The 15,853-nt window shown below is 32.7% G+C and carries 16 protein-coding genes, 2 pseudogenes and 1 riboswitch; of the genes and pseudogenes, 10 read left to right on the top strand and 8 right to left on the bottom strand.

Annotated elements, in window-relative coordinates:
* Positions 1-297: 297 nt before the first annotated feature.
* Positions 298-477, bottom strand: coding sequence for a DUF2759 domain-containing protein (locus ACFCYJ_RS13870; protein WP_323651506.1), 180 nt, complete (start codon positions 475-477; stop codon positions 298-300).
* Between the two features lie 168 nt (positions 478-645).
* Here ACFCYJ_RS13870 and ACFCYJ_RS13865 point away from each other — a divergent pair, with 168 nt between their 5' ends.
* Positions 646-1,290, top strand: a complete 645-nt coding sequence (locus tag ACFCYJ_RS13865) for an MBL fold metallo-hydrolase (protein ID WP_376074514.1) — start codon at positions 646-648, stop codon at positions 1,288-1,290.
* Positions 1,291-1,301: 11 nt separating this feature from the next.
* On the opposite strand, the gene ACFCYJ_RS13860 is transcribed toward ACFCYJ_RS13865, so the two are convergent.
* From ACFCYJ_RS13860 to ACFCYJ_RS13850, 3 genes are all read right to left on the bottom strand, one after another.
* Positions 1,302-1,586, bottom strand: coding sequence for a hypothetical protein (locus ACFCYJ_RS13860; protein WP_376074513.1), 285 nt, complete (start codon positions 1,584-1,586; stop codon positions 1,302-1,304).
* A gap of 205 nt (positions 1,587-1,791) precedes the next feature.
* Positions 1,792-2,034 carry a DUF2626 family protein gene (locus tag ACFCYJ_RS13855; RefSeq protein WP_376074512.1) on the bottom strand — a complete coding sequence of 81 codons (243 nt, stop codon included), beginning with the start codon at positions 2,032-2,034 and terminating at the stop codon, positions 1,792-1,794.
* Between the two features lie 119 nt (positions 2,035-2,153).
* Complete coding sequence (locus ACFCYJ_RS13850) at positions 2,154-2,864, bottom strand: helix-turn-helix transcriptional regulator (RefSeq protein WP_376074511.1); 711 nt, start codon at positions 2,862-2,864, stop codon at positions 2,154-2,156.
* A gap of 412 nt (positions 2,865-3,276) precedes the next feature.
* Between ACFCYJ_RS13850 and ACFCYJ_RS13845 the strand changes: the two genes are divergently transcribed.
* Entirely contained in the window at positions 3,277-3,438 is a 162-nt protein-coding gene (locus ACFCYJ_RS13845) for a hypothetical protein (protein WP_376074510.1), read from the top strand.
* A gap of 466 nt (positions 3,439-3,904) precedes the next feature.
* On the opposite strand, the gene ACFCYJ_RS13840 is transcribed toward ACFCYJ_RS13845, so the two are convergent.
* On the bottom strand, positions 3,905-4,078 hold the full coding sequence (locus ACFCYJ_RS13840) for a hypothetical protein (protein ID WP_376074509.1): 174 nt from the start codon (positions 4,076-4,078) through the stop codon (positions 3,905-3,907).
* A 152-nt stretch (positions 4,079-4,230) separates the two neighbouring features.
* Between ACFCYJ_RS13840 and ACFCYJ_RS13835 the strand changes: the two genes are divergently transcribed.
* The 7 genes and pseudogenes from ACFCYJ_RS13835 (at position 4,231) to ACFCYJ_RS13805 (ending at position 10,501) form a co-directional block, all read left to right on the top strand.
* The gene (locus tag ACFCYJ_RS13835) at positions 4,231-4,602 is read left to right on the top strand and encodes a GntR family transcriptional regulator (protein WP_349660316.1); all 372 of its coding nucleotides are present in this window, start codon (positions 4,231-4,233) and stop codon (positions 4,600-4,602) included.
* Between the two features lie 4 nt (positions 4,603-4,606).
* Positions 4,607-4,834 (top strand): annotated as a pseudogene (locus ACFCYJ_RS13830) (ATP-binding cassette domain-containing protein); the annotation flags it as partial.
* A 455-nt stretch (positions 4,835-5,289) separates the two neighbouring features.
* Complete coding sequence (locus ACFCYJ_RS13825) at positions 5,290-5,802, top strand: hypothetical protein (protein ID WP_376074508.1); 513 nt, start codon at positions 5,290-5,292, stop codon at positions 5,800-5,802.
* A gap of 45 nt (positions 5,803-5,847) precedes the next feature.
* Positions 5,848-6,450 carry a hypothetical protein gene (locus ACFCYJ_RS13820; protein WP_376074507.1) on the top strand — a complete coding sequence of 201 codons (603 nt, stop codon included), beginning with the start codon at positions 5,848-5,850 and terminating at the stop codon, positions 6,448-6,450.
* Between the two features lie 1,121 nt (positions 6,451-7,571).
* Positions 7,572-7,760, top strand: coding sequence for a hypothetical protein (locus ACFCYJ_RS13815; RefSeq protein ID WP_376074506.1), 189 nt, complete (start codon positions 7,572-7,574; stop codon positions 7,758-7,760).
* 286 nt (positions 7,761-8,046) lie between these two features.
* Entirely contained in the window at positions 8,047-9,069 is a 1,023-nt protein-coding gene (locus ACFCYJ_RS13810) for an alpha/beta hydrolase (RefSeq protein ID WP_376074505.1), read from the top strand.
* Positions 9,070-9,343: 274 nt separating this feature from the next.
* Positions 9,344-10,501: a Ger(x)C family spore germination protein gene (locus tag ACFCYJ_RS13805; protein ID WP_376074504.1), complete on the top strand. Its 1,158-nt coding sequence runs from the start codon at positions 9,344-9,346 to the stop codon at positions 10,499-10,501.
* 98 nt (positions 10,502-10,599) lie between these two features.
* Here ACFCYJ_RS13805 and ACFCYJ_RS13800 read toward each other — a convergent pair.
* The 3 genes and pseudogenes from ACFCYJ_RS13800 to ACFCYJ_RS13790 all read right to left on the bottom strand — a co-directional run.
* A pseudogene (locus tag ACFCYJ_RS13800) lies at positions 10,600-10,902 on the bottom strand (nucleotidyltransferase domain-containing protein); the annotation flags it as partial.
* Between the two features lie 665 nt (positions 10,903-11,567).
* A complete protein-coding gene (mgtE, locus tag ACFCYJ_RS13795) occupies positions 11,568-12,926 on the bottom strand; it encodes a magnesium transporter (protein WP_376074503.1) in 1,359 nt (452 codons plus the stop codon).
* A gap of 253 nt (positions 12,927-13,179) precedes the next feature.
* Positions 13,180-13,345, bottom strand: a riboswitch (M-box (ykoK) riboswitch).
* Positions 13,346-13,651: 306 nt separating this feature from the next.
* The gene (locus ACFCYJ_RS13790) at positions 13,652-15,127 is read right to left on the bottom strand and encodes an AcpB/EbpR/MafR family transcriptional regulator (protein ID WP_376074502.1); all 1,476 of its coding nucleotides are present in this window, start codon (positions 15,125-15,127) and stop codon (positions 13,652-13,654) included.
* A gap of 156 nt (positions 15,128-15,283) precedes the next feature.
* Here ACFCYJ_RS13790 and ACFCYJ_RS13785 point away from each other — a divergent pair.
* Positions 15,284-15,853 (top strand): HD-GYP domain-containing protein (locus ACFCYJ_RS13785; protein ID WP_376074589.1); only part of this gene is annotated, 570 nt, incomplete at its 3' end.

The following is a 15,853-nucleotide window of genomic DNA, read 5'->3' as shown; positions in this document are numbered from 1 at the left end:
TCGGCATAATTGTAGCTGTCGCTCCGCTTTCGTTACATAAAACACTTGCTGAAAGAAGTTAAACGTTTACTAGCCTGTTTAGCAGAAGTGACGAGCTATTTACCACATATTACAAAAGAGTATAGAAGAGCTTCTTTTAAACTTTAATAGGGGCGTATAGGAAGCCAAATAAACAGCTTAGAGTAAGTGTTAGACTGCTCGAAAGGTCAAAAAGAACAGTTCAAATAGGAAATAAATATATAAAAGAGAGAAAAAAGAGCAGTCTCGTGATGGAGACAGCTCTTTTTTCTCTGAATTTTAGTGTAATGTTGGAGGGTATCCGCTATGAATTACAGTCATAATTACGAACCAACCGAATACTACCGCACTTAATAAGTTGAAAACAACGCTTAAAAGGTTCTTCTCTTTAAGTGCTTGGAATGTACCAACTACAGCTAAAATTGCTACTAGACCAAAAATAACCATTAATAAGTTCATTAAAAATTGACACTCCTTTCGACATCAGAAAATGAATGTCGTCAACAATATTCCTCCTTAATTGTAAACGTTCTACCTGTTTTTGTCGAGAACTAAAATAGCTTAAACTATGAACATTTATCGTCAAATGGTGGTAAAGGCTGTATAATTGTAATTGAGGTGATAGCAATGATGAACGTACGAAGTTATTCACTTGGACCTGTCCAAACGAATTGTTATATCGTATCGAATAAAAATAAGGAATGCATAATTTTTGATCCAGGAGAAGAAGCGGATCGAATTATCAAGGCAATACGTAGTAACGGCCTAAAACCATTGGCCATTTTCTTAACACATGCGCATTTCGATCATATCGGTGCCGTAGATGCTGTCCGCGAAGCTTTTAATGTACCATTATGGATTCATGAAAAAGAAGTAAGCTGGTTAGGAGATCCAACAAAAAATGGCTCTAGTAAATATGCAGCATTACCAGATTATATAGTCGGCACACCGGCTGAAGAAAATATAATTAAAAAAGAACAATTATTTGAAATAAGCGATTTTGGTTTTAAAGCTATTTTTACGCCAGGACATTCACCGGGTAGTATTTCATATATATTTGAAAATGATGGCTTCGCTATTGTTGGAGATACACTCTTTGAGCAAGGTGTAGGTCGTACAGATTTACTAGGAGGCTCAACAAAAATATTACTTGCATCTATTCATGATAAGCTATTGTCATTACCTGAAGATACTATTATCTACCCTGGTCATGGTAATTATACAACAGTCGGTGCAGAAATGGAGACAAATCCTTTCTTGAATGGTTTTTAAGGTGCTCTTCATCATAGCGTGTGGGTTGATTTCCGTTCCGGCTGGCGCTTTGTAGCTGCCGCTTTGCTTTCGCTACAGAAAACATTTGTTGCTGTCGCTTCGCTTTCGCACAGATAAAACATTTGTTGCTGCCGCTTTGCTTTCGCACAGAGCAAAGCTTCCTGGGGCGTCCAATGAGCCGCTTGGGCCAACATGTTGTTGGTCACGAAGGCGTTATCACAGAACGTGATGGTTTTTAGCCTTCGTCCCTCTATTGCTTGATCCCCAAGGAGTCGCCCAGCCTCCACTCCAATCAACTTACAGAGCTTCGTGTTGGATTAAAACCTAAATTAACTTCATAAAATACAAAAATCCCCCTTGCAATTTGTTGGATAGATAAAATAAACCAAAATCTAACCATGTAATTGCAAAGGGGGATTTTACTATGCCTTGATAAATGATGTGAATAAATTTACATAAAAAAAGCATGTCTCACATTTGGTGAGACACGCGTTTTTTGTATTAATGACCGACACCAGGTACGTGAATGAATGTTGTATAGTACGTGAAGCCAGCAAAGAATACAGTTAAATATGCTCCGAAAATGTACATGTACATACGTTCTGAAAGGTTCAAGAAGCCTAATAATAAGAATAAACCTGTATTACCTACGAATAATAGCGATACTTCGTTCATACCACCAAGGTAGAACATGACTGCAAAAATACCTGTCCAGAATGCCATAACTTTATACATATTATCCATGAAGATTTCCCCTCCTTTTGCCCACGACACAATAATCTCTTACTCATTATAAATGATATGAAAGGTATCTGTAAACTGGAACTTCTTCTTCTTTGTGACAAACAATTGGATTTTAAAAGTTAGTTATCGATTTCTGTCACGTTTATTTCATATTTACATAAATCGCAATTATGTATCATGCTATCAATTTGTACAAAATCATTGCTCGAAAATAACGCATCTACCTGACCTTTTAAATAAGATTCATGTAAAGAACAAACAATTTCTGAATGAGTAGAAAGCTGCTCCTGGAATGGACAATTAAAAATGGAGAACGTCACTCTTTTAACGTGCTCTGTTTGTTGTACTTGCGGGATATAGCCAATTAATGCTGCATTGTCAGTTAATAGCTGAAGCTTTCGTTCGAATGAAAGGGTATTATTTAATTGTAACTCAGCATTGACATAATTCTTCATTTGCTGATAACCGTCTTGGTAACTTATGTCTTGGCATCTTTCCAGTGCAGATGGTCCGAACTCTTGAATTAATTGGATTGACCATTTTAATAGTCGATCCTCATCACGTCTCGGGAACGTTAATGAAACACCTTTATCTGAGGCCTTATAAACACGACCAGGTCTGCCACCTTTCCCAGTTTTAGCAAAATCAGCTGTGATGATATTGATTTCTGATAGCTTTGTTAAGTGTAGACGTGCAACGTTTGGATGTATGCCGAATTTATCAGCGATGTTTTGAACCGTTACAGTTTTCTTCTCTTGCAGGATGTACTCATAAATAGAGTATCTAGTTTCATCGGCTAATGTACTAGTAATTTTTAATGGATGGATCATTTGCTTCACCTCTATGTAATTTTTGAATGTTATTTCTTTTACCAAGTGTTAGGAAAAAAACCATGTTGTTTCTATTATATTGTATTATTGAAAAAGATACAGTTCCTTTAGGCATAAATATTAACTTTTTCATAAGATACTGTTCATTATTAGTGGAAATTTGCACGTTAATCACATTTTTATAGCAATAAACATGTTTGATAGGAAAATTTATAGCAAATTTTTATTTTAAGAAAAGGGCTTTTCTCGTGACTGCTTCCTTTCTTTACTAGGAAATAACGAATAGAGCAGATATATTCGAATGAACTAGAAGAGGGATTTTAATATACAGAATTTTGAAATAAATAAGCAGCTTTTACTATTTTTCTAAGTCTTGCATAGGATATTGTAATATATTTGAATTAAGGGGGAGATGAGTATAGATAAGAATATTAAAGATGAAAATAATGATCATATTCCAGAAGCTGCAAGATGTACGCTAGCTTTTGTACTCGCTACTTTATTAATTTGGGGAATTTTTGCTTTTAAAGCCGGAAAATATCGGGTTTGGTTTTCAGTGATAGTTGATAATTGAAATAGTTTTTATTTAGAGTCTACAAGGTCCTTTAATTAGGTGCCTTGTATTTTTTGTGTAAAAATCCGGTAATTCAACATTCTTATACTCTCCATATCCATCATTGTCGATAGAGATAAATCGTCATGTCATTTTATTTGAGGTCACTGTACAGACTAATCGATTAAGTGTATTAATTATTGCAATGAATGAAACGAGCGAGCGGTAAGCAGGTTTTACATGTATTGGAATGTTAATAATCATAATCATTTGATTGAGTTATATCTATTGATAAAACTAACAATTGCACTACTACTTTACTCCTTGATCTTAAAAATAGTTAGCTCAACTCCTCTCGTAAAATAAAATAGTTGCAATGTATTTTGCAATGTGTAAAATGTGTATAAAGTATATATATATTGTGTTGTATTGAGAGGTTTAACTTCTTTTAGCGGTAGTCTAAACACACCCGCTGAAATAGAGGAACTCAGTCTAAGAACGCCACGTCCTGTGGCATACCGAAATGACCGACATCGTGTCGGCCCTCGTGTTGTTGCCGCTGACGCTTTGCTTTCGCGCAGATAAAACCCTTTTGCTGACGCTTCGCTTTCGCACAGACAAAACCTTTTGCTGTCGCTACGTTAGTACTGCGCTTTCGCACAAAAAACATTTGTTGCTGCCGCTACGTTAGCACTGCGCTTTCGCACAGAAAACATTTGCTGGCCTAAGTACAAAGCCGATTCCGGACGCAATTATGCCGAGGCATAATTGATTATTATTTTCTCAATCAACAAATGAAGAAGAGGGATTAACATGCAAATCATTATTTCGAATAGTTCAAAGGAACCAATCTATGAACAAATTACAAATCAAATTAAGTCATTGATTTTAACAGGTGACCTCTTGGAAGGGACAGCATTACCCTCTATGCGCCAATTAGCAAAGGATTTACAGATTAGTGTGATCACAACCAAACGTGCTTATGAAGAATTAGAGAAGGCGGGCTTTATTTATTCCATTGTAGGTAAGGGCTCTTTTATTGCGGAGCAAAATTTAGAGGTAATCAAAGAGAAAAAACTAAAAGTCATTGAAGAGCAGTTGAGTGCAGTCATCAAAAATAGCAGAGAAATAGGAATGTCACTTAATGAATTGCAAGAATTATTGAGTATTTTAAATGAGGAGTGAAGCAATGGAAAATGTCATTGAAATAAGTAATATAAGCAAAAAATTTAAAGGTTTTTCTATTGAAAATCTTGACTTACAGGTGAAGAAAGGGTACATAACAGGATTTGTCGGGGCAAATGGTGCCGGAAAATTGACAACAATAAAAATGATAATGAATTTATTGAAGCCAGATACTGGGGAAGTTAAAGTTTTTGGGTTGGACTACAAAACACATGAAAAAGTAATTAAAGAAGTGAATATAAGGTAGTAATTATAGAGAGAAAATTACTGACTTAGTTTATATTCCTGAATGAACCGTTAGGGGAAATTAGCATGTTATCCACATTTGTATAGCAAAAAACATGTTTGATAGGAAATTTTATAGCAAATTTTTAATTTAAGAAAAGGGCTTTTCTTGCGACAGGTTCCTATCTATACTAGGAAATAACGAATAGAGCGGTCATATTCGAATGAACTAGAAGAGGGATGGTAATATACAAAATTTTCAAACAATTATTGAGCGGAAATGTGAGTAACTTTTACTAAAGGCCTATTATTTCGGTGCATCAGATTGATTATTAGTTCCAAAAAGTGTACGATATCTTATTTATTTTTGAAAATATGATAAGTTACTCAAAGCAGATGAATTACCAAATGATCTTACGAACCGAAAATTATAAATTAACTTTGAAAAGGAGAATCACAAAAATGAAAAAAATAATATCTGGTTTATTAGTCTTGCTTTTACTAGTTAATATAGCAATTCCAACTAATTCTTTAGCTGCTTCTAATTATTCCAAAAATGAAAATTTGGTAATTAACGGAGAAATTGTTGAAGCAGAAGATTTGGAAGTACAACCAAAATTCATCTGGTTTGCTGTACCGGCAATAGCTATTTCTGACATAGTCTGGGCAACAATAGGTGCAACTGCTGCTACAGGTAGTGTATTTCTTTTATGGATGAATCAGCCGACTCTAACTAACGAAATTGATACAGCTTATCGAGCGATACCTAAAAAGATTTTAGATAGTGATGGTTCTATTGATATGGGTAAGTTTTCTCAAAAAGTAGGTGGGAAAACCGCATATAAAGATCCTAAGACAGGCTGGGAAATAGATAAAGATACTGCGGGTCATGGCGGTAGAAAATGGAAACTTAAAGATGATAAAGGTAATAGAGTTGCTTCCCTGGATGAAAAAGGGAGGATTATATCTAAATAAAAATACCTAATATATGTTATTATCTTAAAAGGGGTGTTTATTTAGGTGAGTGAAATGTTTTTTAATCAAAATAGAAAGATTAAAAAAATGTTTGATTCTTTTAATCTTTCTATTAATTTTGATATTACAGGATTTCTCGAAAAAGAAGAAGAGATTTACACTAAGTACCCAGAAAATTTTCTGATAATAGATCGTTTTCCAATGATTATTGATAAATCGATGGAATGGTTTGCTCCTCTTGACTTTTGTTTTAGTCAAAATGATCAAACACCAAAAGAATTTTTTGAAGTCGAAAAAAAATTTATAGACACTTTAACTATCTTATCATGTTATAGCTCTTTGTGGGTACAAAGTTCTTATTACTTTTCACTAAGAGAGGTACCAGATTTCTTCACAAATGAAGAAAAAGATTATCTTCTAGAAACGAAAGACCATCCTTTTATTCAAATTATATCTCCAAAAGAATTAAGTAATTACTTAAAATTAAGTCTAAGAGGGTACGAGCAAACTATAATTTATTTACCAGAATTAAAGATTATTGCATGGGTAAATGAATTAATTGTTTCTGTATTTGTTCAAGATAAGAAATATAGAAAACTCATTGAGACGATCAGTTCAACTGAGGGTCTATATTTAAGAGAAAAATAGGGCTAAGGACTTTTGAAGTCCTAGTATTATCCCCTTTAAGTAGACAGTGTAAAAAAGACTATAATTATAGTCAATTACATGTCCTATTTGGAGGGGATTTTTCTATTAGCATAACAAATAAAATATCATTAACGTCGTATAATTTTTAATTGAATTTTCTGTTTTTTTGTTCCTTGCGTTTTAGAATAAAATGAAAGACATATAAATAGAAATAGTGAATATCCATTTGTCACTATAACCTTTAACTGGAGCAACTGACAGTTCAAAATCCTAATGGTACCGTATTTCCTTCTATTTTCCGAAGCCAAATACGTGCCGGTTTCCATAGTACTGCTTTTAAGTACCTAATTGGGGAAACTTATATTGAATCGATTTTAGAATAAGGTAAAATGAATGCTACTCTTACCAATTGTAAAAAGGCACTAGAACATCATCCCTACATAAAAAGTAGTTTCTCCATATATTTAAAATGAGTCAATTGTATTTCCTCCTTACGTATAATTAAATTTGATATAAACATACTTAAACTGTAAGAACCTTCAACCGCTTGTATTTCGCAAATGAAAATTGAGCCACTTCGCAATTGAACAGGCAATCCATTTCAGTGGACAAGTTAAATGTCATAGCACATTTTTCGGTGGGCTTTACATGGAGCCTCTGCGGGCATAATTCGCACTTTAAAGGCGTAGTATCAGTAATTTAACGCCCGTACAAGGGTATCATGCCCGCCACTCCAAATAAAGCCGAGGTGTTCTTCTGGAAAAGACAGGTAGTGTAAAGTGGCTCACTGGCTCAGTTAACAATTGGCTCAAAATTGGGTTGCGATATACAACCGCTATATATTGCTCATTGACTAAACTAGATTTTCACATAACTCCGAGCATTTATAGCGGTTAATTTACTCCTACCATTCCAACAAGTAATAAATCGATACTGAACTCTTTAAAAGTTGTCCTCTACTATACAATTGAGGAAATTAAAGCAGATTTTGAGGAAGTAATAAATACAAATAAACACCCCAGTACGGATAGCAGAATAGATAACTAATTACATTTGTCTGTTTTTTAAATGATAATTCCAAAGGAGGTTATACAATGAAGAAAATATTTTAAATAGGGGTATTGTCGATATTAACACTAACTGCATGTAGTGAGGAGGAAGCTTCATATAATGAAGAAGCTCCAGCTAGTGAGCAAAAAGAAGCTAAAGAAAAAACTGTAAATGCTTATACTGAAGACGTTTCTGAGAAGAATCCTATCGATGAAGCATCTAAGGAGCTTCATACAAAATATAGACAGTATGATGAATAAACACAAAAAGCCCAGGTACTCTACATTGCTATTCCACATACATAATATTCTCTTCTATTGGTTGAGGGTCGAAATCTGATATAATACATTTGTATGAAGTTCAATAATGTCTAAACTAGACTAACAATATTCATCATTCATCTTATTAGATAAATCTTGTAGTGGGAGGAAAATCAGAGTATAAAGAACGCTGGTCTTTCTTTTTGCATAACGTAGGCATCCCCCCTCTTCTTTTTCCGTCAAGTGAATTTCATATAAATACGTAATGAGGTAAGGGTAATTCAATTTGAAAACTAAAAAAAGTTTTTATAAGAAAAAAAAACGATGGATGATTCCAGTTTATATTATTGTCATTCCTATATTGCTTATATTTATAATTGGTCAGTTTACACCTGTACTTAATACCTTTATAATCAAGCAGCTTTTTGAAGCTGATTCTTTTGCATCCCCTAAGGATATTGAAACAATAAAAAGGCAAGTCCATGTTGAAAAAGATATTATTTACGATAAACATGGAGTTGAGAATAGTCTTTTAGATATTTATTATCCGAAAAATATTAAGGGAGAACTCCCTGTTATCATGTGGATACATGGCGGTGCATTTGTATCAGGTAGTAAGGAACAAACGCAAGAATATGGAATGGCATTAGCCAATGAAGGATATGTTGTAGCAAATATAAACTATGCTATTGCACCGGGACAAAAATATCCGGGGCCAATCATACAAACTAACCAAGCTCTTAAATATATACAGGACAATGTTTCGAAATATGGCGGCAATATGAATCATTTATTTATTGGCGGTGATTCAGCAGGGGCTCAAATTGCCAGTCAAACTATTGCGATAATAACTAATGAAGCTCTAGCAAAATCAATGGATATTCAACCTACTGTTGATAAAAAACAGTTAAAAGGTGCTCTTTTATTCTGTGGAGTTTATAACATGGATAAAATAGGTGCTCAGTCATCTCCAATAATAAAAAAAGGTATCCAGTCAGTATTTTGGGCATATACAGGAAAAAAAGATTTCAAGTCCTTCTCTAGACTAGATGAGATGTCTACAGTTAAACATGTAACACCTAATTACCCACCTACCTTTTTGACAGTTGGAGATGCAGATCCACTAGCCCCGCAATCAACAGAGCTTATAGATGTTCTCAAAATGAATGGTGTAGAAGTAGAAAGTGTTTTATTTGACGGAACAAATACTGACCTAGGTCATGAGTATCAATTTGATTTTACTACTACACACGCTGAACAAACACTAGGGAAAACGATTGCCTTCTTGAAAAAACATAGTGGGAAATAGACCAATAAACATAGTATTTCTATCCCCGAATAAAAGTTCACTTACCAATTATTTCTTATTTTTAATAATTTGAATCAATATCCTAACCTAAAACCGATTTCCATATAGGTAATCGGTTTTTTCTTTTTAGAAAATAACTTTTCCTTAAAACCTTATTTTTTAAATCATCTACTGAACTTTCCCTTAAAATTTTTAAAAAGACCCTTTTATTTATAATTCTCTTCATTTTTGCCAAACTAAATAAAATATGTATTGATATTTAAGGTGGAGAGAAATGAATAGGATAATTAAGGGCTTTTTTATATTAACCGTAACACTCCCTCTTCTATCTGGATGTTGGGATGAGATAGAACCCCAAAGAATGTACTATGTTAATGGGGTCGGGGTGGATTTTAAAGACAATCAATATGAAGTTTATCTACAATTAATTAACTTTAAAGACATAGCAAAATCTGAAACACCTTATGCTCGTGAAGCACCTGCAGAGATTGGATATGCTAAAGGGGAAACTATGGAAGAAGCTATTTATGAATTATATCGCTCCATTGATCAAGAAGTATTTTGGGGACATATGACCTATCTGATATTTACAGAAGAGGCTTTAAAACACGAGGAAGTTATTTCAGTTTTCGATACTTTTTCGCGATTTAGAGAAACAAGATATCAGATAAATGTTCACTTTACCCAAGACTCTCTAGAAGAAATTCTTTTGATAACACCTATTTTAAATAAACCATTAATTGATTCTAAATTAAGTCATCCATTAAACATCCGGAAATTAGAAGTATTTACAGAACCCGTTAGCTTAAGGAATCTTGTTATTGGTTTAAATGAACCTAGTCATGAAGTTAGTTTACCTTTGGTTTCAATTGATGAAAATTGGGAGACAACAAAAGAGCACCCTTCAAAAGAGACTACAATTAAGGGGATAGGAATACTTTCAAAAGATGGATTTAGGGGGGTAATTAAAGGTGATACCGCAAGAGGTGTTAACTGGATGCAGAATAAAAAGAATAGAGGAGACTTAACCTTTAAATTAGACAGTAATAAAAGTTTAACAGTAGATATTGAAAAAAAATATTTTGATGTTAAACCAATTATTAAAGGCAATCAAGTACAGTTTAAGGTTGATATTAAAGTCGATGTTATACTTAATGGTTTCAAAAGTAAGGCAACAGAAAATGAAATACGTAAGGAAGTTATTAAGAAAGTTAAAGAGGAAATAAAGGCAACCTACGAAGCAGGATTGAAGTTAGACGTTGATATTTATCGTTTATCCGAATACCTTTATCGAAACAACGTAAAAGCATGGAAAGCATTGGAGAATAACGGGAAAATCCCCTTGACTAAAGAATCAATTAAAAAAATAAATGTTCAAGTTGATAAAATAAAATCAGGTAGAAAAACATTTGAAACAACAATTAAAGAATAAATACAAAATGACCAGGCTCACAAAAAAATGTGATTACCTAGTCATTTGTATATAAGACTATCACTTATTTATAGTTGATAACCCTTTTTGGTTAAATTTTCGTACTTATCCAATACATCTGAGATAAACGTTCAACTGTTATGGTTAAAAAGTTGCTTATTTCTAATTTAATCCCATCTCCCGTTAGATAGGACAGACCCTCTTCCTCTTCATACGGATGATATGCCAAAATGTTTCCATCAACCTTTTGAATGGGGGAACTTTCGATCTTCCTCTTCTGGTGGTGTTGACCACAAAATATGCAATTCAATGTCCGAATTTTCATCCTGTAAGTTTCTTGAAATCGATCCTGCCAGGATTATAGCTTCAATTTTCGGGTTTTGCAAATAGACTTCTGCCATATCTTTTGGGGGCAGGTTTTAGTATGGTTTTGGAGACAGTCGGAATAGGATTAATAGGTTTCATTAAAGACGTAATTTAGTTTGAACATTGACTTTTTAGTATATTCTTTCAATTAATACCTTTGGTGTACCCAACGCCTACAAAGGAATCTTTTTAAAAAGACATTTAACAATAACTTTGAAATCACAAGGTTATTTTGATGGAAAATCCCTCTATTTACGTTTTGCATCTTACACCGAAAGCTGTTGACATTGCCACTTGACGTATAAATTACATTTATTGATTTTTCAGTTAACACTTTCTTTTTATTCTTTACTTGTTCAAAATTCATGAAATTTTTTTGTGAGTTACTTTTTAAATGTCCTTTATGTAAAAAGACAATAAAGTTATTTAAAAACCTAAAAAACATGTATAACCCCGTTCTAATTTTAGGACGGGGTTAAAATATAGTAGTTTAATTTTCAATATAAGATACTTCACTAATAACAATAAAGTCGTTTTAAATCTAAGGTTTATTCAAAAATAGTGCTTGATTGTTGAAAATCAAGCGCTATTCTATTTAAGGTTCTTGAAGCTAGGCAGTCCTTTTTGAGTTATAGTCACCCATTTGCTTAACAAATCTTGATAAAGCTTAAAGAATACCACCAGGAGAGCAGTGAATTTTCTACATCAATTTTGAAATAAACATTGTTGCAATGCCAAAGTAAATAAGTAAGGATAGTATATCATTTAGTGTTGTAATTAATGGACCCGAGGCCACTGCCGGATCGATGTTGAATTTATATAATATTAGTGGGATAATGGTCCCGGCTAAAGTCCCAATAATTAGAGTCACAACTAATGAACTACCAACAACTAAACCTAAAATCGGATTTCCTTGCCAAATATAGGCTATAATCGAGATTAAGATTCCACAGGTAATGCCTATAATCAGTCCAACTTTAAGTTCCCTAATAATAAGTTTAAAAACTACTCTTTTATTTGTATCTGTAGTGATTAGACCTCTTACAACAACAGCTAACGATTGAGTGCCTGTATTTCCAGTCATCCCAGCAATCATAGGCATAAAGAAGGCAAGAGCGACAACTTTGGATAATGTTTCTTCGAAACCGCTAATAATGGTTCCTGAAACTAATCCGATAAATAAAAGTAAGATAAGCCAGGGAAGTCGGCGATACGCAGCTACGTGTGCCTTCGTGTCAAAATCAATGGCTTTACCAGATGCCGAAAGTTTTTCAATATCTTCGTTTGCCTCCTTTATAACAACGTCAATAATATCGTCAACTGTTACAATTCCTACTAATTCATTATTTTTTTCTACAACAGGAATTGATAAAAAATCATAACGTTCTATTGCACGAGCAACTTCTTCCTGATCCGTTTCAGCAGAAACGGAGATTACTCTGCTATACATAATATCCTGAATTTTTTCAAATTCATTACTTATGATTAAATCCCGATAGGATACAACACCTACTAATTTTTTATCATTATCAATTACATATAAATAGTTAATCGTTTCTGAGAACTCTGCAAAAATTTTGAGTTTATCAATTGATTCTCGAATAGTAAAGTGTTGAGGAATCCACACAAAACGGTTTGTCATTATTCGTCCTGCAGTTTCAGGGGGGTAGTTCATGATATTTTGAACAATTTTTGATTCTTCTTGTTTCATACCTGAAAGAAGTTCTTCAATTTTATCAGGAGATAGGTTTTCTAATAATGAAGCTAAATCATCATTATCCATTAAATTCATTACCTGTCCTGATTTTTCAATCCCTAATTTATTAAGAACTTTTAATTGGAGTACCTTTTCAAGCTCTTGAATGAGTTCAGCGATTTGTACAGAAGTAAGAAACAATAAGAAACGTGTATGATGTTTTTCTGGTAACCCCTCAAAAATCCGTGCAATATCATAAGGTTGGAGTTCCTTTAATGTTGCTTGAAATTCTTTCTGTTTCCCTTCTTTTAATGACTTGAAAATTTGAAGAGTTATTTGGTTTTCTGTCATGTTTTTAATCATTTTAACCACTCCTTAATTGAGAAACAAAAACAAAATTCCTCTCAACGATAAAGCAATAGTTAAGAAAGATAATTTAAAATTCCTCATAAATATTCTTTGTATTTAGTTCATTTTTATAACATTTCGAGTTTGGTTCTGAATAGTCATCCATTTTCCTCACCTCACAGAAAAATAAAACACCTTCATAACGAATGAAGGTGTTTACACGGTACTATAAACGTACATTGATTGCACTACAAATAAATGTAGCAAATGTGCTCCTCCATTCGTAGAGCTTTAGCACTGTGTGGCATAGGACAAAGCCAGCTACATTAAAAACCACCTTATGTCGATGGTTTCTGTTGACCCATTGGCGTCTTTCGACATTTTTGGGCAGTAGCATATCTCCTACACAGGAGCCTCACCTAACGAGGATGTTTTGTTTGAAATTTCACTCTATAAGAATATCTTTGAAAAGTCAATGTTTTTATAAATGATTTAATATTTTGACACATTAGTATCTCTGTCTTAAGTAGCTATTGAATTTGATTCATTTTTTTATGACTTTGTCTCCTATTTAAATATATACCGTCTGCTAAACACGAAAAGATTCTGTATATCACAGGATTTTTTTAGCTATCAGATGTTAGAATTGCTGATTTCTGTAACTCTGATTAAATGAAAAATAAATCAATAAGTTCCTTTGTTGGCTTACATTACACAAAAGGAACTCTTAAATCACTTACTTATTCAAACTCTTTAGAAAGTTTCAAATGAATTAAAGTGAAAATTTCTTTTTGTACTTTATTCAGATCATGTGACAAAGGAATTGTATTAACGCAAATTATAGGAGCGGATATATCCTTTAACCCTGAAATATTCGTGATAATTAAGTCATAATTTTTGGAAACCTCTCTGAAAGTACTTAGATTTAATTCCTCAATTATAAATGGCTTAATTAAATGTCCAAATTGATATACCATTATATTTTGTATGAACTCAGTGTGTTCTATGTCTGCATCACAAAATATTCCTACATGAAGTATCGGAACTTTACTTTTTAATGCACTCAATAAGTGTCCCCAATTTATAATCAATATGTATAACGTTTCCGTAAAAAAATTCGAAGTCCATTTAAATTCCTTATGAAATTGAAATTTCGTTAGCTCCTCTTTTAAAAACAATACAAAGTATGAAAATTCATGAGAAAAACGTTCTGAAAATAAACGTCTTTTATCATTTAAAATAAAACTTCGACCATAATTCATGGTTTGCAAATTATATAATTCCAAAATTATCTTTTCTTTTTCTTTATTTTGAATGGGTATATTTAATTTGGTTGCGAGACAATGCAAAAAAGAGTCGATTTTAGGGACAATTATCCATGCTTTATTTATTTTTTGTTGAATCATTCTTTCTAATGTTTCGTAGTTGAAGGCATATTGATTATTAAGTAAAGCAGAAAAGAGCTGTTGAACAGTTTCTTTGTTAAATTCAAGATTAAAAGTGTCTTTAAACCATTCACAAAACAATGTGTTATCAAAAATGCTTAGATCTAAATGATTTGGAAAATGTTCTGGAACAATTTTCTTGTGATGATTCTTTAATCGAATCACATTTACCATTGTCCAATTTTTAATTCTAATTAAGTCTGGGAAATTAGGTTGAATATGATTTGCTTGCATTACATGGAGGAATAATTTATCCAATACTTTGATTTGTGTGTCTTCAAATGGGGTATAAGTTACACCATACTTCTCATAAAAAAAATGAACCATAATAGATCTAATATTTTGTTCGTTCCCAATTATTTTACAAGGGTTTGTTACGATTTGTATTTCATACTTATTTAAAAAAGTATTCAATTTAGCAATAATCCGTCTCATAGTGGAAGAGCTTAGAAATAACTCATTTGCTATGGTTTCAATGTCGTATTTCTCTTCAAAAAATATGCGTTCGAGGAACAAAAATTCTGGACTTAAAGATAATACCTTTTGATAAATAAAATCTGCAGAATAATGATTTGGATAGGTAAGCATAACACCATTTTGAGATGTTTGAATTTGAAAGGGTTTAAATTCTGTATTTATTAACTTAATGTCATCACGTAGAACTCTTTCAGAGCAATTGAGTGTTTGAGCTATCACACTCAAAGTAATCCATCCATCCCTTTCATATAATTTCTCTAAAAATTGTAGTTGTCTGAGTAAGTTTTTATTCAAAAGTAAGCGCACTATTGTATTCCTTCCTTAGTTAACAAAATTCATTTGGTACATTTCAAATTATTCCGATTGTGAGGTATTTTTTGAAATGAAATATTGGTTTGGGTTTGATAACATTTTTTTATATTTAAATAGTTAAAGGAGATGAATATCTTGATGAATATCTTGATAAAAGATCTTTTAAGGTTACAGGATACATATACAAAGGAACATAGTGAAAGGGTGGCTGTATATGCCACGATTTTAGCTAAAGAAACAAAACGATATGATCAAGATGCCCTTAACAAACTTTTTAATTCATGTTTACTACATGATATAGGTAAAATAGGGATTCCAAATGAAATATTAAATAAAACAACCTATCCTCTCACTCAAAAAGAATATGATGTGATAAAGACGCACCCTCAAATAGGCGTAGATTTATTAAAAATGTTTCCTTCCATCGATGTCGACTTTTCTATTATTCGTTCACACCATGAAAAGTGGAATGGTAGTGGGTATCCTGATGGTTTAAAAAGAAGCGAGATACCTTTAAGTGCAAGAATTGTCTCTATTGCAGATGCATTTGATTCAATGACTTCTACGAGGTCGTATCGAAAAGCAATAGATCCAAAAGAAGCATATAATCGAATTATTGAAAGGAAGGGAAATCAATTCGATCCCGAATTAGTAAAAACCTTCCGAAAAATATATTCTTCGTGGGTTAAAATCATGAATTTTTATATA

Source organism: Lysinibacillus sp. NPDC056232, from assembly GCF_042267565.1.
GTDB lineage: Bacteria > Bacillota > Bacilli > Bacillales_A > Planococcaceae > Lysinibacillus.
Note: the sequence above shows the minus strand (reverse complement) of the source record. Positions and strands in the feature narration are given on the sequence as shown.

Coding starts and splice junctions, on each gene's coding strand:
- ACFCYJ_RS13870 (WP_323651506.1), bottom strand. CDS start 477: ATGAACTTATTAATGGTTATTTTTGGTCTAGTAGCAATTTTAGCTGTA.
- ACFCYJ_RS13865 (WP_376074514.1), top strand. CDS start 646: ATGATGAACGTACGAAGTTATTCACTTGGACCTGTCCAAACGAATTGT.
- ACFCYJ_RS13855 (WP_376074512.1), bottom strand. CDS start 2,034: ATGGATAATATGTATAAAGTTATGGCATTCTGGACAGGTATTTTTGCA.
- ACFCYJ_RS13850 (WP_376074511.1), bottom strand. CDS start 2,864: ATGATCCATCCATTAAAAATTACTAGTACATTAGCCGATGAAACTAGA.
- ACFCYJ_RS13845 (WP_376074510.1), top strand. CDS start 3,277: ATGAGTATAGATAAGAATATTAAAGATGAAAATAATGATCATATTCCA.
- ACFCYJ_RS13835 (WP_349660316.1), top strand. CDS start 4,231: ATGCAAATCATTATTTCGAATAGTTCAAAGGAACCAATCTATGAACAA.
- ACFCYJ_RS13825 (WP_376074508.1), top strand. CDS start 5,290: ATGAAAAAAATAATATCTGGTTTATTAGTCTTGCTTTTACTAGTTAAT.
- ACFCYJ_RS13805 (WP_376074504.1), top strand. CDS start 9,344: ATGAATAGGATAATTAAGGGCTTTTTTATATTAACCGTAACACTCCCT.
- mgtE (WP_376074503.1), bottom strand. CDS start 12,926: ATGATTAAAAACATGACAGAAAACCAAATAACTCTTCAAATTTTCAAG.